This is a genomic window from Novosphingobium sp. (assembly GCF_040398825.1).
Classification (GTDB): Bacteria; Pseudomonadota; Alphaproteobacteria; order Sphingomonadales; family Sphingomonadaceae; genus Novosphingobium.
On sequence record NZ_JBBATI010000014.1, the window covers coordinates 37,980 to 57,783 of the forward strand.

Here is a 19,804-nt window from a genome sequence, read left to right on the forward strand (position 1 = left end):
CGCGTTGCCGGGTCAGTGCCTGATGGGATTCGAAGGTGAACTTTACCTGGACTTTTGCCATAGATCGGGGTGGCACGTTTACCGATATTGTAGCGCACAGCAGCAATGGGCGGCAGCGTGTGGCAAAGCTGCTGTCGGTCAATCCCGGCCAGTATGACGACGCCGCGATCGAAGGCATCCGCCGGATTGTGGACGCCGAGGGCGGCGCCATTGCCGCTGTCCGCATTGGCACCACCGTGGCCACCAACGCCCTGCTGGAACGCACGGGCGAACGGACTGCGCTGCTGACGACGCGCGGCTTTGCCGATGCCCTGCGCATCGGCAACCAGGCGCGGCCCGATATCTTTGCGCGCCATATCGTGCTGCCGACGATGCTGTATGATCGCGCGGTTGAAATTGACGAGCGCATCGACCCACAGGGGACAGTGCTGCGCGCGCTGGACGACGCGACAGCGACAGCATTGCTGGCAGATCTGCGCGCCGATGGATTTGATGCGATCGCCATCGCGCTGATGCATGGTTGGGCCCATCCCGCGCATGAACAGCGGTTGATGACCCTGGCGCGCAAAGCCGGGTTTGCGCAGGTTTCTGCCAGTCATGAAGTCGCGCCGCTGATCCGGTTCGTGCCCCGCGCTGCCACGACGGTGGTTGACGCCTACCTCTCGCCTATCTTGCGCCGCTATGTCGACCGGGTTGCCGCTGGCCTGGGTGCGCGCTGCGAACTCAGCTTTATGCAGTCCAACGGCGGGCTGACCCGCGCGGACCGGTTTCGCGGCAAGGATGCGATCCTGTCGGGCCCGGCAGGCGGTGTCATCGGCATGGTTGCGGCCGGCCAGGCGCATGGGCAAGACCGCCTGATCGGTTTTGATATGGGGGGAACCTCGACCGACGTTTCGCATTACGCCGGACGCCTGGAACTGGCCGAGGAAAGCCAGGTGGCCGGGTGCGCGATCCGCGCGCCGATGGTGCAGGTCCATACCGTGGCGGCCGGCGGTGGATCGATCTGCCGGTTTGACGGGATGCGCTTTCGCGTCGGTCCCGAATCCGCGGGCGCCTGGCCGGGTCCGGCCTGCTATCGCAATGGTGGTCCGCTTACGGTCACCGACTGCAACCTGGTGACCGGGCGCATCGTCGCCGCGCAGTTCCCGGCGGTGTTCGGCCCTTCTGGCGATCAACCGCTCGACATGGATGCGTCGCGCGCGCGATTGGCGGCCATCGCACAAACGCTTCCCCGGCCGATGTCGATCGAGGACATTGCGCGCGGGTTTCTGGCGATTGCGGTCGACAACATGGCGGCGGCGATCCGTCGTATTTCGATCGCGCGCGGGCATGACGTCACACGCTATACGCTGGTGTGTTTCGGCGGCGCCGGTGGCCAGCTTGCCTGTGCGGTGGCCGACGCGCTGGGGATGACCCGCATCCTGGTGCCCCCGCTGGCCGGTCTGCTGTCTGCGCAGGGCATCGGCCTTGCCGATGTGAAGGCAATCCGCGAGACGAGCTGGTTGAAGCCGCTCGACCAGCCGTTTGACGACGCGTTCGGGCCAATGGTGGCCGCGCTGCATGCAGAGATTGCCGCCCAGGGCTTTGCCCGGGATCGCATCGCGGTCACCCGCCGCGCGCGTCTGCGGCTGGCGGCAAGCGACAGTTCGATCGAGCTCGATGTGGGGGAACGCGCCGCGATGACCGCCGAATTCCATCGGCTGCACCGCCAGCGTTTTGGCTATGCCGATCCCGCTGCCGACGTGATCGTCGAGGCGCTGGTCGCCGAGGCGGTCGGGCGCACCAATCTCCCGGTGTCTGATGGTCGGGTGTCAGAGGTGGCAAGCGAAGCGGCGGAACAGGTGCTGACCGGGCCGGCGGTCGTGCACGAGATCGGTTCCACCACCGTCATCGATCCGGGCTGGTCCGGCGCCAGGCAGGGCGACGGTTCGCTGTTGCTGGTGCGCTCCGTGCCAATCGTGCGCCAGCGCGCGGCGGGCACTGACGCTGATCCGGTCAGGCTGGAAATCTTCAACAACCTGTTCATGGCGATTGCCGAGGATATGGGCGCCACGCTGCAGGCCACGGCGAGTTCGGTCAACATCAAGGAACGGCTCGATTTTTCCTGCGCCGTGTTCGACCATAGCGGCGCGCTGATCGCCAACGCGCCGCACATTCCCGTCCATCTGGGATCGATGGGGGAAAGCATCCGCACCATCATCGCCGCGCGTGGAAACGCGCGCGATGGCCGGGGCATGTTTGCGGGCGACGCCTATATGCTGAACGATCCCTATCGCGGCGGCACCCATTTGCCCGATATCACGGTCATCGTGCCGGTGTTTTATGGCGCGGGCACAGATCCCGATGCCTATGTTGCCGCGCGTGGGCACCATGCCGATGTTGGCGGTATTGCACCCGGTTCGATGCCGCCCGCCAGCCGGACAATCGATGAAGAAGGCGTGCTGATCAGCAACGCGCTGCTGGTCGACCGGGGTCGCTTGCGTGAAGCGGAGTGCCGCGCCCTGTTCGCACGCGGCCCGCACCCGGCACGCCAGATCGATCGCAACATTGCCGATCTGAAGGCGCAGCTCGCGGCCTGCACGCGCGGCGCCGAACGGCTGGTCGCGGTCGCGCGCGAAGAGGGCGAGCCGGTGTTGCGCGCCTATATGGCGCATTGCATCGCCAATGCAGAGGAATCGGTGCGGCGGCTGATCGACCGGCTCGATGACGGTGCGTTTTCCTATGCGATGGACAATGGGGCGGTCGTTCGCACCAAGATCACCATTGATCGCGCGACGCGCGGCGCGACATTCGATTTCAGCGGCACCAGCGCACAACTGGCCGACAATTTCAATGCGCCGTCCGCCATCACCCGCGCCGCCGCGCTGTATGTTGTCCGCACGCTGGTCGATGATGCGATCCCGATGAACCAGGGCTGCCTCAATCCCGTTACCCTGATCGTGCCCGACGGATCGATGCTGTGTCCGCAATCGCCGGCAGCCGTGGTCGCCGGCAATGTCGAGACGAGCCAGGTGGTGACCGACGCCTTGTTCGCTGCGACCGGCAGGCTTGCCCCCAGCCAGGGCACCATGAACAATTTCACCTTCGGCGACGCCCACCACCAATATTACGAAACCATTTGCGGAGGATCGGGCGCCGGTCACGACCACGATGGTACCGACGCGGTGCAGACCCATATGACCAACAGCCGGCTGACCGATCCGGAAATTCTGGAATCCCGATTTCCGGTCAGGATCGAACGATTTTGCATACGGCGCGGATCGGGCGGCAATGGACTGCACCGCGGCGGCGACGGCGTGATCCGCGACATCACCTTTTTGGCGCCGATGCAGGCCAACATCCTGGCCAACCGGCGGGCAGTGCCGCCCAGCGGTCTGTGCGGGGGCGGCGATGGCCTGCCGGGCGTCAACCGGGTGGTGCGGCGCCATGGCACCATCGAAGCATTGCCGGCCTGCGCCACGGTCACGATGGAGGCGGGCGATCGGTTTGTTATCGAAACGCCGGGCGGCGGCGGATTTGGCGGGCTTGATCGATGAATGCCTGGCCGATGATCGGCATCCTGCTGGTGACCGCAGGCTTTGTCCTGCGGGTAAACCCGATGCTGGTGGTAACCGGTGCAGCGCTCGTTACCGGCCTGCTGGCGGGGATGGACCTGGTCAGCGTCATCGCCACCTTTGGCAAGGCGTTCAACGCCAATCGCATTTTCGGGGTGCTGTGGATTGTCCTGCCGGTTATCGGCAGCCTTGAACGCTTTGGGCTGCAACAGCGTGCGGCCAGCCTGATCGGCGCCATGAAAGGGGCAACGCTTGCGCGACTATTGATTGCCTACCTTGCCTATCGTCAGGTGATTTCGGCGGTCGGGCTGCAGTCTACCGCCGGTCACGTGCTGACCATTCGTCCGCTGGTCGCGCCGATGGCGCTGGCCGCAGCGACGCGCGAACATGGCCCGTTGAGCGATGACGCAGCCGACCAGGTGAAGGCGATGGCAGCGGCAACCGACAATATCGGGCTGTTTTTTGGTGAGGACATCTTTGTGGCAATCGGCTCGATCGTGCTGATTCAGCAGACGCTCAACGCCTATGGCTATGACCTGACCCCGTTTCAACTGACGGTCTGGGCCATTCCGACTGCCATCGCCGCGTTTGTGGTGCACACATTGGTCATCCGCCGGTTCAGTGCCCGGCTGGGGCGGATGGCGCGATGATCACGCTGGATTGGATTTACGCGCTGTGCGGCGCCATGTTTGCGGGCTTTGCGATGCTTGCCCTGGGCGATCGGTCAAACCCGCAGCGGCTGGGCACGGCTGCGTTTAGCGGTTTGCTGGCGATAAGCCTGCTGGTGGGCGACCGCATCGGCGATTTTGGCAATGGCGTACTGGTGCTGTGCCTGGTGGCAATCGGCGGTTTCAAACTGCTCGGCCGCAGCCATCCGGTGACAACGTCGGACCGTGAGCGCGAGGCCCTGTCCGTCACCCACGGGAACCGGCTGTTCCTGCCGGCGCTGATCGTCCCGCTGTGTGCGCTGATCGGCACGCTGGCCTATGCATACACCCCGCTCGGGCACGCCGGCTGGATCGAGCCAAAGCGCGAAACCTATGTCTTTCTGGCCGCGGGCGTCGTGCTGGCGCTGGCGGTGGTGTTCGTCTGGTTGCGCCCGCCCGCGCTGGCACCCCTGAACGAAGGACGACGCCTGTTCGATGCGATCGGCTGGGCCGCAGTACTGCCGCAGATGCTGGCCGCGCTTGGCGTGGTGTTCGCCACGGCGGGGGTGGGCAGGATCATCGGCAGCTTTGCCGGATCGATGATTGCCGACAACATTTGGGCCGGGGTTATCGTCTATGCGGTCGGCATGGCGCTGTTCACGATGATCATGGGCAACGCGTTTGCCGCCTTTCCGGTGATGGCCGCCGCCATCGGCGTGCCGGTGCTGATCCAGCATGACCATGGCAATCCGGCGGTGATCGGGGCGGTCGGGATGCTGGCCGGGTTCTGCGGCACGCTGATCACGCCGATGGCGGCGAATTTCAACCTGATCCCGGCGGCATTGCTGGAACTGAAGGACCACCATGGCGTGATCAGGGCACAGGCCGCGACCGCACTGCTGGTGTTGTTCATCAACATCCTGATTATCAGGCTGGAGGCGTTCCAATGAACCTGAACCCGTCCCTGGCGACGCATTTTGCGCGCATCGCGCTGGGCCACGTCGGCCGCGAATATCCGCACAAGCTGGATCAAGTGCTGTCGTCGGACGGTGATCTGTTGCCGCCGCGGACCTTGCATCCGATTTTCTTTGGCAGCTTTGACTGGCACAGTTGCGTTCACGGCTGGTGGACATTGCTGACCTTGCACCGGCTGTTTCCCGACCTTGCAACGGCGGCAGAGATCGCCGCGCTGGCCGATCGGCGTATGACAGTGGCGAATGGCCTGGCAGAGCGGGCCTATCTCGATCGGCCGCTGGCGGCGGGTTTTGAGCGGCCCTATGGCTGGGCCTGGCTGCTGGCGCTGCATCATGAAGCATGCCGGCATGAGAATCGCGGCTGGGCCGCTGCGCTGCAACCGCTGGCGGATGCAATTGCCGACCGGTTCATGGTTTACCTGTCAAAGCTGACCTATCCGATCACGGTCGGCACGCATGCCAACACCGCCTTTGCGCTGGTGCTGGCACGCGAATGGTCGCTGGATCGCAGGCCCGCACTGACCCACGCGATTGACCTGTGGGCCATGCGGACCTTTGGCGAAGAACGGGATTATCGCGGGTGGGAACCGGGCGGAGACGACTTTCTGTCGCCCGCGCTGACGGCGGCGCTGCTGATGAGCCGAGTCATGGAACCATCGCAGTTCACCGCCTGGTTCGACCGGTTTCTGCCCGAACCGGCGATGGCCCGGTTCCAGCCGGTCGAAGTTTCTGACCGCAGCGATGGCAAAATCGCGCATCTTGACGGTCTGAACCTCAGCCGCAGCTGGTGCATGTTTTCGATCGCTGCGGTCATCGCCCCGTCGCCGCGCGTGGCTGGGCTCAACGCTGCCGGTCAGCGCCATCTGGATGCCGCGCTGCCGCATGTCGCCGGGGATTATGCCGGCGAACACTGGCTGGCCACATTCGCGCTGCTGGCATTGTGCCGGGCGCCGGTGGCGCCGCGCTAAGCTGGCTTGACCGGCCATGGCCGGCTTGCAAAGGAACGGCGATGGCATCCGAAAAGACCCTGAACGCAAAGAACCTGGCCGCGCTGGGCGCGGAGCGCCTGGCGGACCTGTTGCTGGAATTGGCGACCGGCGATGCTGCGGCAAAGCGACGCCTGCGACTGGAACTGGCCAGCCGCAGTGGTGGCAGCGATGTCGCCGCAGAAATCCGCAAACGGCTCGCCACGATTGCCAAATCCAGATCGTTTGTCGACTGGCGAAAGATCAAGCCGCTTGCCCAGGACATCGAGATGCAGCGTGCTGCGATCATGGACCATGTCGCACCGACCAACCCGGTCGAAGCGTTTGACCTGCTGTGGCGCATCCTGACCATGGCGCCTTCGATCTATGCGCGGTGCGATGACAGCAACGGCGTGATTGGCAGTGTGATCAGCCTGGCGCTGGCCGACCTTGGCGTTGTGTCGGTGCAGGCGAGGCTGGCCCCGGCAACGCTGGCCGACCGGGTGTTTCAGGGCGTCTGCGCCAACGATCACGGCCAGTTTGACGGATTGATCGCGCTGATGGCCATGCCACTGGGCCGCGACGGGCTGGAAATATTGCAAGCCAGGTTCAGCGAACTGGCAGCCAGACCCCCGGCCAGGCCGAGGCCGGATGAGCGGCGCCTGATCGGATTGGGCAATTCCGGCCCATTGTCTGACGACGATGGCGACGCCGGCAATCATGCGCGTACCATCCAGTCCGCGCTGACCGAAATCGCGGACGCATTGGGCGACGTCGATGCCTATGCCGCGTGCTTTTCAGCGGAAGAGCGCACCAACCCGGCCATCGCTGCGCGCATCGCACAGCGTCTGTTGGGTGCCGATCGGGCGGTGGAGGCGATGTCGGCGTTGGGTACGGCCGAACCCCGGTTCCGCAAGGGCGGGCACTGGCCCGATTGGCAAAGTGTGCGGATCGATACGCTGGATGCGTTGGGACGATCGGATGACGCCCAGACCGAACGCTGGGCCGGCTTTGAGCAGAGTTTGAACGCCGACTATCTGCGCGCCGTTATCAAACGGCTGCCCGATTTTGACGATGAAGAAGCAGAAATGCGCGCGTTGGCCTATGTTTCCGCGCACCCGGATTTCAACCAGGCGCTGGCATTCCTGATCAACTGGCCTGCTCACGATCTGGCCGCAAAGCTGGTTCTGGCCCGTCAGGGTGAGCTGGACGGTAATCGCTATGACGTGCTGACGCCTGCTGCCGATGCTCTGGAACAGCGCCATCCTTTCGCAGCGACCCTGATGCTGCGCGCGATGATCGACTTTTCGCTCATTCACGCGCGGCACAAGCGCTATGGGCATGCTGCCCGGCATTTGCAAACCTGTGAACAGCTCTCCAAACGCATCGATGATTTTGGCGACCGTCGGGACCACGCAGCCTATGTGGCGCATTTGCGGCGTCTTCACGGCCGCAGAAGCGGTTTTTGGAACGCCTGAACGGCGGTGCATGTCACGCGGTCACGCGCTGCTGGCGCAGGGTGGGCCCAAAGGCTAGAGCCGTGCATCGCAAATTCCTGAAAGTGCGCAGATGCCCTATTATTTCTATCAGTTTACCCATGCCATTACCCGTCGCCCGCCGACCACGATCTGCGACGGACTGCGCGCGGTTGACCAGGGGAATCCCGATTTCGCCCGTATCAGCGCCCATCACGGCGAATATATCGCGGCGCTGCAAAATGCCGGGATGACGGTGGTCGAACTGCCGCCGCTGGAGCAATTTCCGGACTGCTGCTTTGTGGAGGATACCGCGCTGTGCCTGCCGCAAGGCGCGATTGTGCTGCGCCCCGGGGCGGTGACCAGGCGCGGTGAAGCGAGCGCGATGGCCCCGCATCTGGCGCCATTTTTCGATGACATTGCGGTGATTTCCGGTCCCGGTTTTGTCGAAGGCGGCGATATTCTGGTAACCGAACGCGAAATTCTGGTCGGCCGTTCGGCGCGAACCGATGCCGCCGGCATTGCCGAACTGACGCAGATCGCCAAGGCCTGGGGGCACCACGTGCGCGAAGTGATCACCCCGCCGGGCGTGCTGCATTTCAAAACCGATTGTTCCTTGCTGGATCATCAAACCATCCTGGCGACGCCACTCCTGAATGCCTCCGGCTGTTTTGCGGACTATACGGTGATTGAAACCGCTGATGGGGAAGAGGCCTGTGCCAATGCGATCCGCGTCAACGACACGGTGATCATGCCGGCGGGATTTCCCAAAACGGCGGACATTCTGGCCGCACGCGGATACCATGTGGTCACCGTAAACAATTCCGAATGCGCCAAAATCGATGGCGGCATGTCGTGCCTGTCGTTGCGGTTTACGCCGACACTCTAATACCAAAGTTCACTGACGTGAACTCATACCGCCCGCCCCGCCTCCCCACCCGACCACCATAACCTACTGGTATCGTTGGTGGTCGGCTCCTCAGCGAAAACGTCCCCCGGACGTTTTCGTGATCTTCGTCGCGGGAGGCGGGGCGGGCGGTATGAGTCGCGCTTTGCGCGAGTTGGTATAACATCTGATCCGGGTTTGGGGGGCTGATCTGGCAATGGCAACTGGCAAGCGCGCTCTCGGGTTCGGCATGGCGCTCGCCCTGGTGGTCGGCAACATGATCGGATCGGGCGTCTATCTGTTGCCGGCCACGCTGGCGCCGCTTGGCATGAATGCGCTGGCCGGTTGGGCGGTAACGATCATCGGCGCGATGGCGCTGGCCTGGGTGTTTGCGCGCCTTTCGGCGAAAATTCCCAAGGCGGGCGGGCCTTATGCCTATGTCGCGGCGGCGTTTGGTCCCGGCGCAGGCTTTGCCGTGGCATGGAGCTATTGGGTTTCGGTGTGGACGGGCAATGCCGCGATTGCGGTGGCGGCGATCAGCGCGCTCAGCAGCCCGCTGGTGTTCCTGCGCCAGCCGGCCTTGGCGGCAGGCGCCGCTTTGGTGCTGGTCTGGGCACTGGTCTGGGTGAACGTGCGCGGCGTGGCGCTGGCCGGGCATGTGCAAGTGGTCACCGCGATTGCGAAGCTGGTGCCGCTGGCGCTGGTGATGCTGTTGGGGGCATGGTATTTGCTGCCGGCGGCGCATGTCACTGCGATTGCTCCGCTCGCCGTGCCCCTCAGCGGCGGATTGATTGCCCAGGCCGCCGCGCTGACGTTCTGGGGCTTTCTGGGCGTCGAAGCGGCGACTGTGCCCGCAGACAAAGTGATCGACCCCGAACGCACCGTACCGCGTGCAACCATGCTGGGCACGGCCTTTACCGGGGTGGTCTATTTTTCGATTGCCGCGACACTGCTGTATTTTGTGCCGTCGCAAACGCTGGCGCAATCGCCCGCGCCCATTGCCGATTTTCTGGGGCGCAGCTTTGGGCCGCTGGCGGCCGGTGGCATGGCCCTGTTTGCCGCCGTCAGCGCGCTGGGCACGCTCAACGGTATGACCCTGCTGCAGGGCGAAATGCCGCTGGCCATGGCGCGCGGCAAAGTGTTCCCGGCATGGTTCGCGCACGAAACCCCGCAAGGCACGCCGGCCCGCGCCCACGTGCTGTCGGGAATCCTGCTGAGCGTCGTCATGCTGCTGAACTATTCCGGAAGCACCGCGAGCCTGTTCGCCGCGGTTATGGAAATAAGCCTGGCCGCGGCCATGCTGGCCTATTTCGCCAGCGCGCTGGCGGCGCTGAAACTGGTGCGCGGTGAACGGACCGTGGTCGTGGCCGCGGCGGTTGCGGCAGGCTATGTGGCGTGGATGGTGTGGGGCCTGGGGCTGCGCGCCGATGCCTGGGGGCTGGCACTGCTGGCGGCCGGTGTGCCGATTTACTGGTCGATGCGCGGCGCTGCCAGAACCAAAGTGATGCAAGGGGCAGGGGGCTGACAGGCCGGATGAGCAAGTCCGGCCCGACGCCTGGCACACAACGTTTTAGAATGACCAGCCTATGCCCAGGCCGCCAACGAATTGGTCGGCACTGCCAGCTTTTTTGACGATGGGACTTTCGGCGGTGCTCCCCACCAGCCGCCGGTAGGCGCCGATGCCAAACAGGGACCATCGCCGATCGATGGCATAGCTGATGTTGACCGAGGCGCCGACATCTTTGATGCCGCTTTTGGCTTTGAACGGTGACAGGCCGCTGGACAGCGCACCGGCGGGCGTGACCGAGAAGTACGTTTTGGCATAGTCGGCACTGGCATAAGTCACTTTCACATCGCCGGACAGGCTCAGTCTGGGGCTGACCGTGGATTCAAAGCTGGCACTGGCCGTGCTCAGCCAGCCCTTGTGCACCCCGCTGACATCCTGGACGCCATCGATCGCGATCCGGATGCGGTCTTTGGCTGTGATGGAAAGCGCGATTGCGGCGAACGCCCCCACTTCAACGGCATCCTGGATAGTCCCCAGCCGCGCGACCGCGCGCGAATGAATATGGCTGCCGCGACGCGGGGTCACGCTGATCTGCGGGCCGAATTCCACCCATTTGCTGTCCACGATATTGGCGCGCAGCGTAGGCCCTTCGATCGCCAGATACCGGTTGCCGTCATTGATCCGCCCGATCAGGAACGGAACAACCTTTTGCCGGTCGGCGCCTTCATATTCCGGAACGTCGGCCACGCCGGCAACGACCATGCCGTGGACACCGGCGTCTTGTGCCTTTGCTGTGCTATTGAACGTCGCCATCAGGGCGATGGTAACAAGAGTGCTTGTCTTATTCATGATATTTTCCCCGTTTGATTTTTATGGGCGCAAAAATGCGCTTCAGCGGAAATGTGCTGAAATATTGACGTTAAATTTCTGATTTCGTTTATATTGACAAATTTTTTCGTCGCTTAAAGACGGTAAATCTGTATTTTATAATATTTTACTCAGGCTGGATAATTCGTCGCAGTATTGTTGAAATCTGGCGCGTACGGTGCCGCCACGCGCACGCTGTTGGTTGAACTTGCCCGCCGGCGAATGATCCCTTCGGCGATGGCAAGGTTCAGAACCCAACCGGCACCCATCAACAGCGCCCTTGGCAATGTACCCGGCACGCCGATCAGCAGGATCCACGGCAGTTGCGTGGCGGCCTGGGTGCCTGCGCCCAGGCCAATGGCATAGGCCCGGATCATCCATGCGCGATGCCGGGCAACATCGTGGCGCAGTATGGCGGCAACCCCCAGGAGCGTGGCCAGAACCATGGCCGATCCAAACAGCAGGCGGAAAAAATACAGCAAAACGCCATCATGCGGGCCGTAGGGGTAAAATTGGTTCATCCACAGTCCCGACAGTCCTGCCACGATGTCGGCCGGTGCCAGCAAACGCCCCGCCATCCGGTGCCAGCGCACAAAGCGGCGGGAAAAGCCGGGCCAGAACTGAAACGCACCCACCACGCAAAACAGGCTGGCGCTGATGATGTGCAATTGCACGGGCAGCGGGTTCGCGAAAAAGCGGGCGTTGGCGAAGGTCACGGGACCGCCCGCCGCCAGTGACAGCAACCGTATCACCCCTGCCGTGACGGGAATGAAACACAGTGCCAGCAGCCCCGCGGCAATGGGCCAGCCGTGATGGATGGAAGGTGGTGGGCAGTGCATGGTCGTCCTCCGATCCGGGCGATCTACTTATGCGCAACGGCGAAAGAAATTGCCGAAATCCGGCTGTGTGTTATGCAAAATCGTATGAATTGGCAGTCCGCCCCGTTCGACTGGAATCAGGCTCGCGCGTTCCTTGCGACGGCGGAGGCGGGCAGCCTGTCGGCCGCCGCGCGGTCCTTGCGCCTGACGCAGCCGACGCTGTCGCGGCAGGTCGCTGCGCTGGAGGAGGAACTGGGTGTCGCGTTGTTCGACCGGGTCGGGCGATCGCTGTCGATCACGCCGATCGGTGTCGAACTGCTGGAACATTTCCGCACCATGGGTGACGCTGCCGCCAGCATCGCGCTGACGGCTTCGGGTCAGTCGCAGGCGGTCGGCGGCCAGGTTAGCATCACCGCCAGCGATGCCCTGGCGGCCTATTTCCTGCCGCCCATCCTGATGCGCCTGCGCGACATCGCGCCGGGTATCGAGGTGGAGGTGCTGGCATCCAACGACATGCGGGATTTGCGCCGGCGAGAGGCGGATATCGCGATCCGCCACGCCCGCCCGGACCAGCCCGAACTGATTGCCAGACAGGTTCGGCTGTCGTCGGCCCATTTGTATGCCGCCACCAGCTATCTGGACCGGCATGGCCGACCGCAGACGGCCGCAGACCTTTTGGCCATGACCTTCATCGGTTTTGCCCCGGTCGATCGGCTGATCGCCGGGCTGAATTCGTGCGGACTGGCGCTGACCCGATCGCAGTTCAAGGTTGTCACCGACAATGGCGTGGTGGCTGGCGAGCTGATCCGCCAGGGCTTTGGCATCGGGGTCATGCCAAAGGAATTTGCGGGATTGCTGCCCGATGTTGAGCCGATTTTGCCCGACCTGGTCGCCCTGCCGCTGCCGTTCTGGCTGGTCACGCACCGCGAACTGCTGACCAGCCGCCGCATCCGCGTGGTCTATGATCTGCTGGCCGAAGCGTTCTCTTAACGCCATTTGGGCAAGCCCTGCTGGCGGTTGATGACGCTGGTAATTCCGGCTGTCAGCGTCAGCGCGGCCGCGATGGCCAAGCCGATCCGGGGTGCCATCGCGGCCGGTGCGACGGTGAACAGCACCGTCAGCAGCAGCCCGCCCGCGATTTGTCCGACCAGCCTTGCCAATCCCTGCTGGCCGCCGGCAGCGCCGCTGCGATGCAGCGGGGCCGCCATGAACAGCCGTCGGTTGTTGGCCACGTTGAACAAGCCAAAGCCCAGGCCACCCGACAGGGCGCAAACGCCAAAGGCCAGCGGAAAATGCGCGAGCGGGAGCAGGATTGCCGAGGTGAAGCCCGTGCAAAGCAACACGCTGCCGGCCAGACAAAGCGCACCCGTTCGTCCGGCGTCAGCCCATTTGCCCGCCCACGACCCCACCGCGGCGACACTGAGTGGCCACAACGCAAGGCACCCCGCCATGGTCATCGGCGCCATACCGATTGACCCATGCAGATAGAATGGCAGCGCGATCATTCCCGCGGTCTGCCCTTCGAAACACAGGATCGACGCGACAATCGCGCGGCCAAAGCGCGCCTGGCCCAGCAGGTCGAGCGGAAGCAGCGGCGTGGCGATCCGCCACTGCCGGGCAACCAGCAAGGCCCCGCACACAACCGCGAACAGGATGCAGCCGCCAGCCGCGGGCAGCCTTGCCGGCAGCAGTTCCACCCCCGCGACGAAGCAGCCGAACGCGCCAACATTGAGCGCAACGCTGGTCCGATCGACCGGCGCACCGGTTCCGCGCACGCGGGGCAGCGCCCTGCCGGCCACCAGGATGACCAGGCCGACCGGCAGATTGACCAGAAACAGCCAGGGCCAGGGTGCGACCGACAGGACAAGCGTGCCCACGCCCGGGCCAGCGGCGGAGGTCAGGGCGACGGTCATCGCGTTCCAGCCGATCGCCGTGCCAAAGCGCGATGCCGGGACGATGGTGCGCAGCAGGGCGACGCCAAGGGCCAGGATGCCCGCACCCCCAATGCCCTGCAGCACCCGTGCCGCCACCAGCCAGTGGATCGACGGCGCAGCCGCGCACAGCACCGATGCGGTGATGAACAGACCGGTCCCGGCGCGAAAAACCCGCCGGCGACAGGGCCTTGCCACGTTCCCCTTGCCGTTTTCCGCAACCGCGTTCACGGTTTCGATGGTCTGGCATCCCCGGATGGACGCCGACCCCGTGCACCGGTGGCTAAGGGGCTGTGTGCGCGATGCGTGCGGGCAATAGCCGCCGGGCGCGTTGCCGGCGTTGGGTGCCGGCGCAACAGGACACAAAGGTGCTGCAATGTTCGATCAGTTGACCGCCTTCACGCAAATTGCGCTGCCCAAGCGGGCTTTGACCGAACTGATGGGGCGGATCGCCCGCGCGCGGCTGGGTTGGTTCACCACGCTGATGATCCGGCTGTTCGTGCGCCGGTTTGGCGTCAATCTTGCTGAGGCGCTACTGCCCGATGCGACCAGCTATGCCTGTTTCAACGATTTCTTTGCGCGTGCGTTGCAACCCGATGCGCGCCCGATCGACGGGGCGGGCTATGTCTGCCCGGTCGATGGCCGCATCAGCCAGTTCGGCGCGATTGCAGACGGGCAGATCTATCAGGCCAAGGGGCATCACTTCACGGCGACCGCGCTGCTTGGCGGGGATGCGCAATTGGCCGCCCGGTTCAACAACGGCAGTTTTGCCAATCTGTATCTCAGTCCAAAGGACTATCACCGCCTGCACATGCCGTGCGATGGCCGCCTGATCAGCATGACCTATGTGCCGGGCGCGCTCTATTCGGTCAGCCCCGCCTGCGCGCGCACCATTCCGGGATTGTTCGCGCGCAATGAACGCGTGGTGTGTGTGTTCGAAACCGACCACGGCCCGATGGCGATGGTGCTGGTGGGCGCAACCATCGTCGGCAGCGTGGCGACGGTCTGGCATGGTCTGGTCAATGCGCCGCGCCCGAACACCTTGCGCATGTGGACGTATGACGACCAGTCGATCGTGTTGCGCAAGGGTGAAGAGATGGGGCGTTTCCTGCTGGGATCGACCGTAATCCTGTTGTTTGAAAAGAACGGTCTGCAATTCAATCCGGCCTGGCGGGCGGCCGGACCGGTCCGGCTGGGAACGATGCTGGCGCAGTGACCCGGCACAACGCCTGGCGGGTAAGCCGCCGGGGCGGATCATTGGTCGTGGCAGCGGCTGACATAGCGGCGGATGTCCAGGCTCAGGTCCTCGATCGGGGCGTAATAGCCGTGGGTGTGGACGCTGGCGGCAATACCCGACTGCACGCGTTCGCACACGGCCCAGTCCTGCCGGTTGACCAGATCCCAGAAATCGACGGCATCAGACTGATCGAATGTGGCCAGCGCCATTTCATCGGGATGGAACAGAAACCGGCATTCGATCACGGTGCGGTCGGCCGCAACCGGCCACAGCACAAACGCGGCGGCATGGTCGCATGACATGCTGAGCATCAGGTTCGGATAAAGCAGTTCGCCTTTGTGGCGGACTTTCTCATCCTCTGACAGGCCGGGGAAGGGGGCGCGGGTGGTCGTACCATCGGCGGTGTAGGTGACCGCGCCGTCGCGGTGGGGAATGCCAGCCTCCCAATCCAGATCGATGCCGCCGCGGGTGCGAAACGCCGGGACAATTTCGCACAGTTCGGGATGAACCCCGGGGCAGTGATAGCATTCGTTGTAGTTTTCGAGGATCAGTTTCCAGTTGGCGTTGACGTCATAGCGGATCGTCGTGGCGGTGCGCAGCGCGGCCAGCGGGTAATTGTTCAACCGGCGTGGTGCGGCATCGAGCGCCGTCGCAAAATCGGGCGCGGTGTCGGGCGCCAGGTTCACAAACATGAACCCGCCCCAGGCGGCGACGCCAACCGGGTGGAGCGGATAGTCGGCCTTGTTGAAACCCGGCGTGTCCTGCAATTGTGGCGCGGCCAGCAGCCGGCCATCAAAGCCATATGTCCAGCCGTGATAGGGACAGCGGATGCGGTTGCCACCGACCACGCCGGCATCCAGCGTCACCCCCCAGCGGGCATCGTTGGCGGCATCGCACAGCCGCGAACCGCGATGGCGGCATACATTGTAATGGGCATAAACCGCCCCGGACCGGTCGCGGACAATCAGCACGCTTTCGCCGGCAATATCCAGCACGCGGTGGTCGCCGGGTTCGGCCAGATCTTCTTCGCGACCGGCGCAGAACCACTGCCGTGCAAAGATCGATGATCGATCCTGTGCAAACGCGGCCGCGGTCAGATAGGCTGTGCTGTCCAGCGACTGTTCCATGGCGGGCATGTCTTCCGACCGGGTCATCGTCATTCCTTCGCGGCGATCTTATTAGACAGTTGCCTTATAACCGGGCTTGAGGCAAGTTTTACGCTTTGGCGCAAACGGGGCGACATCACAGCCATGCTATCGACCACCGACCGCTATGATGCCATCGTGATCGGCGCCGGGCATAACGGCTTGACCGCTGCCGCCTATCTCGCCCGGGCGGGCCGTTCGGTGCTGGTGCTGGAGGCGCGCGACATTGTCGGCGGCGCCTGCGTAACCGAAGAGGTGATCCCCGGTCACCGCGTGTCGTTTACGTCGTACATCGCCTCCATGCTGATGCCGACGGTGATCCGCGATCTCGATCTGGGCAAACATGGCTTGCGCATGGTCGCCTGCGACCCGATCCTGACGGTGCCGTTGGGCGATGGGCAGATCATCCGCTGGTGGGCCGACCCGCACGCCACTGCGCGCGAAATTGCCCGCTTTTCCGCACGCGATGGTGAGGCGTTTGTGGAAGTGGATCGCAAGCTGAAGGCGCTGGCCGCCTATCTTCAGCCGTTCTTCCTGGAATCCCCGCCCGATCTGGCCGCCAGGGGGCTTGATCGCCTGCGCGAAGGTCTGCGGCTGGTGCGGCGTTTCCGCCGGATTAGCGGCAACGAAATCGGCGAAATGGCGCAATTCCTGACCGGCAGCCTGGGCGATTTTCTCGACCGTCATTTTGAGGCGGACGAAACCAAGCGGATGATCCTGGCCAACAATGTCTATGGCAAACATGGCGGGCCGTATGAACCGGGGTCGGCGGTTGGCCTGTTGTTCCACCTGCTGGCGGGCGGCGACCACAGCGTGCAGGGTTTCAACGGCCATGTCATGGGCGGCATGGGCGCAGTGTCGGGCGCGATTGCGGCGGCGGCGCGCGGCTTTGGCGCGACCATCGCCACCGGTGCACCGGTCGCGCGGATCGATGTCACAAACGGGCGCGCGCACGGCGTGATGCTGGCCGACGGGCGGCAGTTTCACGCTGATGTCGTGCTGTCCAATGCCGATCCCAAACGCACGTTCCTGGGTCTGCTGGATGCAGGCCATTTGTCCGACGATTTTCGCCGCGACATCGCCGCGATCAAAATGGGTGGCCCCGCCGCAAAGCTCAATATCGCGCTGTCGGGGGAACCGCGCGTGATCGGCCGGTCGCCCGATGCCGATCCGCTGGAACGCGCGCTGCTGACCATCGCCCCCACGCTGGAAGGGGCGCAGCGCTGTGCCGATATTGCCCGGTTTGGTGATGTGCCCGATGAACTGTGGATCGATTGCGTCATCCCCAGCCTGGTCGATGACAGCCTGTGCCCGCCCGGCCATCACATGCTGACCTGCTTTATCCAGTATGTGCCCTATCACTTGCGCGAAGGGACCTGGGACGACCGGCGCGAGGCGTTTACCGATGCCGTGATCCGCCAGATCACCCGGCACATGCCCGATCTGCCCGATCTGATCCTGGGCCGCACGATGCTGACCCCGCTCGATCTGGAACGGATCTATGGCCTGACCGAGGGCAATATCTTTCACGGCGATCTGCACGTCGGCGGCCTGTTTTCGATGCGTCCGGTGCCACGCTATTCGCAATACCGCACGCCGGTTGACGGGTTGTATCTGTGCGGGGCGGGGGCGCATCCCGGCGGCGGGGTGACCGGCGCGCCCGGGCACAATGCCGCGATGCAGGTGTTGCGTGACACCCGGAAGCGGCGCCGGGCCTGATGGCGGGCGCGGAGCCCCATCCGCCCAAGGTCATGGGCGTTGTCGATCTGGCGATGTTCTACATCGTCACCGGGGTCAGCCTGCGCTGGATCGCTACCGCCGCCGCGATCGGGCCCAGTTCGATCGTGGTGTGGATGGGCGCGCTGCTGTGCTTTTACCTGCCGCTGGTGCTTGCGATCGTGGAATTGTCGTCGCGCTACCCGCAGGAAGGCGGGCTGTATATCTGGACCCGGCAGGCGTTTGGGCCTTATGTCGGGTTCATGGCGGGGTGGAGCTATTTCACCTCAAACCTGCCGTATTTTCCCAGCGTGTTCTATTTCGATGCGGGCAATGCGCTGTATATCGGCGGCACGCGCTGGCTGTATCTGCACAACAGCCCGCTGTTTTTCATGACGTTTGCGCTGCTGGCGCTGCTGTTCATCACTGTCATCAACATTGTCGGGCTGCGGTTCGGGCGCTGGCTGCACAATCTGGGGGCGGTGGGCATGTGGCTGCCCGCATTGATCGTGATCGCGATGGGGGGCATGGCGTGGTGGAATTTCGGTTCGGCCACCAATTTCACCGCGCAATCGTTCGTGCCGGTGTTCGATATTCAGCACATGATCGTGTGGTCGACGATTGCGTTTGCGCTGTCGGGCGCCGAAACCGCCTCATTCATGAGCGGTGAAATCAGGGACCCGCGCCGGACCATCCCCCGCGCGCTGCCGATCGCCGGGGTGGTCATCGTCACATCGTATGTCATCGGCACGTTCGCGGTGTTGCTGGCGATGCCGTCGGCAGAGGTCAACACCCTGCAGGGCCTGATCCAGGCCGGCGCAGTGGCCGCCGGGCGGCTGGGCGCGACCTGGATCGTGGTGCCGCTGGCATTGTTGATCACCGTCGGCAATCTGGGCGCGGCCAGCGGTTTCCTGTCGTGCAGCGCGCGCATTCCGTTTGCGGTCGGCATCGATCGGTTGTTGCCGCCGGTGTTCGCCAAAGTCCATCCGCGCTGGGGCACGCCGCATGTGGCGATCCTGGTGCAGGGCGGGCTGGGCGGGGTGTTCTGCGTGCTGGGGCAGGCGGGCACCGGGGTAAAGGGCGCCTATGACGTGCTGGTCAGCATGGGTATCATCGCTGCATTCCTTCCGTTTGCGCTGGTGTTCCTGGCGGTCATCCGGCTGCAGGGGCAGCCGTCCGGCGTGGTGGTCACCCGGCTGCCCGGTGGCCGCTTCACGTCAACGCTGTTTGCCTGCATCGGCCTGGCGACCACCGTCGTGGCGCTGGTGCTGGCCGGGTTTCCCGCGGCGGATGAGCCAAACAAGCTGCTGGCAGTCATCAAGATCATCGGGCTGACCACGGTGCTGCTCGGCAGTGGAACGCTGATCTATGTGCTGGGGCGGCGTTCTGCACTGCCTGAATCGGCGCCATGACCGACGTGACCATCAGGCGCCGGGCCAGGCGTGAATCTCCGCTGGTGCGGCGCAAGGACCTGCTGGATGCGACGGTTACGTGCCTGGCCAGGCTGGGACCACGGGGCACGACCGGGCGTGAAATCTGCCGCCAGGCGGGCGTGTCGCACGGGCTGCTGCGGCACTATTTCCGCAATCCCGACAATCTGTTGTTCGAAACATATGAACAATTGTGTGATGATTTGCTGGCCCATGTCGAACTGGCTGTCGCGCCGGTGGCGGATGATCCGTGGGCAGCACTGCATGCCTTTTTCGTCGCGGTGTTTTCGGATGACTGGGCCAGCCCCGACATTATCGGCGCGTGGATCGTATTCTGGCAGCAGGTGCGCAGCCGCGACGATTTCGCCGCGGTCAGCGATGCGTTCAATCTGCGCCAGCGCGCGCTGCTGGAACGGATCGTCCACCGGTTGCCGCAGCAGGCAGGCGCATTGCCGATCGCCGATGCGGTGGCGATCCTGTCGGCGGTGCTCGATGGCCTGTGGATCGAATTCTATCTGTCAGACCGGCGCACGCCGCACGACCGTTGCATCGCCCTGTGCGATCAGGCAGCGCGGCGGCTGTTCACGGCCTGAAATGCGGCAAATAGCGGGAGTATTGTAACGGTGGGCCCACAGACAATGGCCGTGTTCGG

The 19,804-nt window shown here is 64.1% G+C and carries 16 protein-coding genes; 12 read left to right on the forward strand and 4 right to left on the reverse strand.

Annotated elements, in window-relative coordinates:
• Positions 1 to 35 precede the first annotated feature (35 nt).
• The 7 genes from ABWP89_RS09055 (at position 36) to ABWP89_RS09085 (ending at position 10,026) form a co-directional block, all read left to right on the forward strand.
• A complete protein-coding gene (locus ABWP89_RS09055) occupies positions 36 to 3,536 on the forward strand; it encodes a hydantoinase B/oxoprolinase family protein (protein WP_353228757.1) in 3,501 nt (1,166 codons plus the stop codon).
• Entirely contained in the window at positions 3,533 to 4,204 is a 672-nt protein-coding gene (locus ABWP89_RS09060) for a DUF969 domain-containing protein (protein WP_353228759.1), read from the forward strand. Before ABWP89_RS09055 ends, ABWP89_RS09060 begins: the two co-directional genes overlap by 4 nt.
• Positions 4,201 to 5,151, forward strand: coding sequence for a DUF979 domain-containing protein (locus ABWP89_RS09065; RefSeq protein ID WP_353228760.1), 951 nt, complete (start codon positions 4,201 to 4,203; stop codon positions 5,149 to 5,151). The genes ABWP89_RS09060 and ABWP89_RS09065 overlap by 4 nt, the downstream gene beginning before the upstream one ends.
• On the forward strand, positions 5,148 to 6,143 hold the full coding sequence (locus ABWP89_RS09070; RefSeq protein WP_353228761.1) for a DUF2891 domain-containing protein: 996 nt from the start codon (positions 5,148 to 5,150) through the stop codon (positions 6,141 to 6,143). The genes ABWP89_RS09065 and ABWP89_RS09070 overlap by 4 nt, the downstream gene beginning before the upstream one ends.
• 41 nt (positions 6,144 to 6,184) lie before the next feature.
• Positions 6,185 to 7,618: a DUF6880 family protein gene (locus ABWP89_RS09075; protein WP_353228762.1), complete on the forward strand. Its 1,434-nt coding sequence runs from the start codon at positions 6,185 to 6,187 to the stop codon at positions 7,616 to 7,618.
• Positions 7,619 to 7,709: 91 nt separating this feature from the next.
• On the forward strand, positions 7,710 to 8,504 hold the full coding sequence (locus ABWP89_RS09080; protein WP_353228763.1) for a dimethylarginine dimethylaminohydrolase family protein: 795 nt from the start codon (positions 7,710 to 7,712) through the stop codon (positions 8,502 to 8,504).
• A gap of 247 nt (positions 8,505 to 8,751) precedes the next feature.
• The gene (locus ABWP89_RS09085; protein WP_353228764.1) at positions 8,752 to 10,026 is read left to right on the forward strand and encodes an amino acid permease; all 1,275 of its coding nucleotides are present in this window, start codon (positions 8,752 to 8,754) and stop codon (positions 10,024 to 10,026) included.
• A 45-nt stretch (positions 10,027 to 10,071) separates the two neighbouring features.
• On the opposite strand, the gene ABWP89_RS09090 is transcribed toward ABWP89_RS09085, so the two are convergent.
• Both ABWP89_RS09090 and ABWP89_RS09095 read right to left on the reverse strand, forming a co-directional pair.
• On the reverse strand, positions 10,072 to 10,857 hold the full coding sequence (locus ABWP89_RS09090; protein WP_353228765.1) for a MipA/OmpV family protein: 786 nt from the start codon (positions 10,855 to 10,857) through the stop codon (positions 10,072 to 10,074).
• A gap of 149 nt (positions 10,858 to 11,006) precedes the next feature.
• The gene (locus ABWP89_RS09095) at positions 11,007 to 11,591 is read right to left on the reverse strand and encodes a DUF2306 domain-containing protein (RefSeq protein ID WP_353228766.1); all 585 of its coding nucleotides are present in this window, start codon (positions 11,589 to 11,591) and stop codon (positions 11,007 to 11,009) included.
• 207 nt (positions 11,592 to 11,798) lie between these two features.
• On the opposite strand from ABWP89_RS09095, the gene ABWP89_RS09100 reads away from it, so the two are divergent.
• On the forward strand, positions 11,799 to 12,683 hold the full coding sequence (locus ABWP89_RS09100; protein WP_353228767.1) for a LysR family transcriptional regulator: 885 nt from the start codon (positions 11,799 to 11,801) through the stop codon (positions 12,681 to 12,683).
• On the opposite strand, the gene ABWP89_RS09105 is transcribed toward ABWP89_RS09100, so the two are convergent.
• Positions 12,680 to 13,822: an MFS transporter gene (locus ABWP89_RS09105; protein ID WP_353228769.1), complete on the reverse strand. Its 1,143-nt coding sequence runs from the start codon at positions 13,820 to 13,822 to the stop codon at positions 12,680 to 12,682. The genes ABWP89_RS09100 and ABWP89_RS09105 overlap by 4 nt on opposite strands.
• A 178-nt stretch (positions 13,823 to 14,000) precedes the next feature.
• Here ABWP89_RS09105 and asd point away from each other — a divergent pair, with 178 nt between their 5' ends.
• Positions 14,001 to 14,840: an archaetidylserine decarboxylase gene (asd, locus tag ABWP89_RS09110; RefSeq protein ID WP_353228770.1), complete on the forward strand. Its 840-nt coding sequence runs from the start codon at positions 14,001 to 14,003 to the stop codon at positions 14,838 to 14,840.
• 38 nt (positions 14,841 to 14,878) lie between these two features.
• On the opposite strand, the gene ABWP89_RS09115 is transcribed toward asd, so the two are convergent.
• The gene (locus ABWP89_RS09115) at positions 14,879 to 16,015 is read right to left on the reverse strand and encodes an aromatic ring-hydroxylating oxygenase subunit alpha (protein WP_353228771.1); all 1,137 of its coding nucleotides are present in this window, start codon (positions 16,013 to 16,015) and stop codon (positions 14,879 to 14,881) included.
• A 96-nt stretch (positions 16,016 to 16,111) separates the two neighbouring features.
• Between ABWP89_RS09115 and ABWP89_RS09120 the strand changes: the two genes are divergently transcribed.
• The 3 genes from ABWP89_RS09120 to ABWP89_RS09130 are packed head-to-tail and all read left to right on the forward strand — an operon-like array spanning position 16,112 to position 19,745.
• Positions 16,112 to 17,725 carry a phytoene desaturase family protein gene (locus ABWP89_RS09120; RefSeq protein ID WP_353228772.1) on the forward strand — a complete coding sequence of 538 codons (1,614 nt, stop codon included), beginning with the start codon at positions 16,112 to 16,114 and terminating at the stop codon, positions 17,723 to 17,725.
• Positions 17,725 to 19,134, forward strand: coding sequence for an APC family permease (locus ABWP89_RS09125; RefSeq protein WP_353228773.1), 1,410 nt, complete (start codon positions 17,725 to 17,727; stop codon positions 19,132 to 19,134). The genes ABWP89_RS09120 and ABWP89_RS09125 overlap by 1 nt, the downstream gene beginning before the upstream one ends.
• A complete protein-coding gene (locus ABWP89_RS09130) occupies positions 19,131 to 19,745 on the forward strand; it encodes a TetR family transcriptional regulator C-terminal domain-containing protein (RefSeq protein WP_353228775.1) in 615 nt (204 codons plus the stop codon). Before ABWP89_RS09125 ends, ABWP89_RS09130 begins: the two co-directional genes overlap by 4 nt.
• Positions 19,746 to 19,804 lie beyond the last annotated feature (59 nt).

What these genes read in the sequence shown, in the direction of transcription:
- ABWP89_RS09060 (WP_353228759.1), top strand. Translation starts at nt 3,533, where the DNA reads ATGAATGCCTGGCCGATGATCGGCATCCTGCTGGTGACCGCAGGCTTT.
- ABWP89_RS09065 (WP_353228760.1), top strand. Translation starts at nt 4,201, where the DNA reads ATGATCACGCTGGATTGGATTTACGCGCTGTGCGGCGCCATGTTTGCG.
- ABWP89_RS09070 (WP_353228761.1), top strand. Translation starts at nt 5,148, where the DNA reads ATGAACCTGAACCCGTCCCTGGCGACGCATTTTGCGCGCATCGCGCTG.
- ABWP89_RS09075 (WP_353228762.1), top strand. Translation starts at nt 6,185, where the DNA reads ATGGCATCCGAAAAGACCCTGAACGCAAAGAACCTGGCCGCGCTGGGC.
- ABWP89_RS09080 (WP_353228763.1), top strand. Translation starts at nt 7,710, where the DNA reads ATGCCCTATTATTTCTATCAGTTTACCCATGCCATTACCCGTCGCCCG.
- ABWP89_RS09085 (WP_353228764.1), top strand. Translation starts at nt 8,752, where the DNA reads ATGGCGCTCGCCCTGGTGGTCGGCAACATGATCGGATCGGGCGTCTAT.
- ABWP89_RS09090 (WP_353228765.1), bottom strand. Translation starts at nt 10,857, where the DNA reads ATGAATAAGACAAGCACTCTTGTTACCATCGCCCTGATGGCGACGTTC.
- ABWP89_RS09100 (WP_353228767.1), top strand. Translation starts at nt 11,799, where the DNA reads ATGAATTGGCAGTCCGCCCCGTTCGACTGGAATCAGGCTCGCGCGTTC.
- asd (WP_353228770.1), top strand. Translation starts at nt 14,001, where the DNA reads ATGTTCGATCAGTTGACCGCCTTCACGCAAATTGCGCTGCCCAAGCGG.
- ABWP89_RS09115 (WP_353228771.1), bottom strand. Translation starts at nt 16,015, where the DNA reads ATGACCCGGTCGGAAGACATGCCCGCCATGGAACAGTCGCTGGACAGC.
- ABWP89_RS09120 (WP_353228772.1), top strand. Translation starts at nt 16,112, where the DNA reads ATGCTATCGACCACCGACCGCTATGATGCCATCGTGATCGGCGCCGGG.
- ABWP89_RS09125 (WP_353228773.1), top strand. Translation starts at nt 17,725, where the DNA reads ATGGCGGGCGCGGAGCCCCATCCGCCCAAGGTCATGGGCGTTGTCGAT.
- ABWP89_RS09130 (WP_353228775.1), top strand. Translation starts at nt 19,131, where the DNA reads ATGACCGACGTGACCATCAGGCGCCGGGCCAGGCGTGAATCTCCGCTG.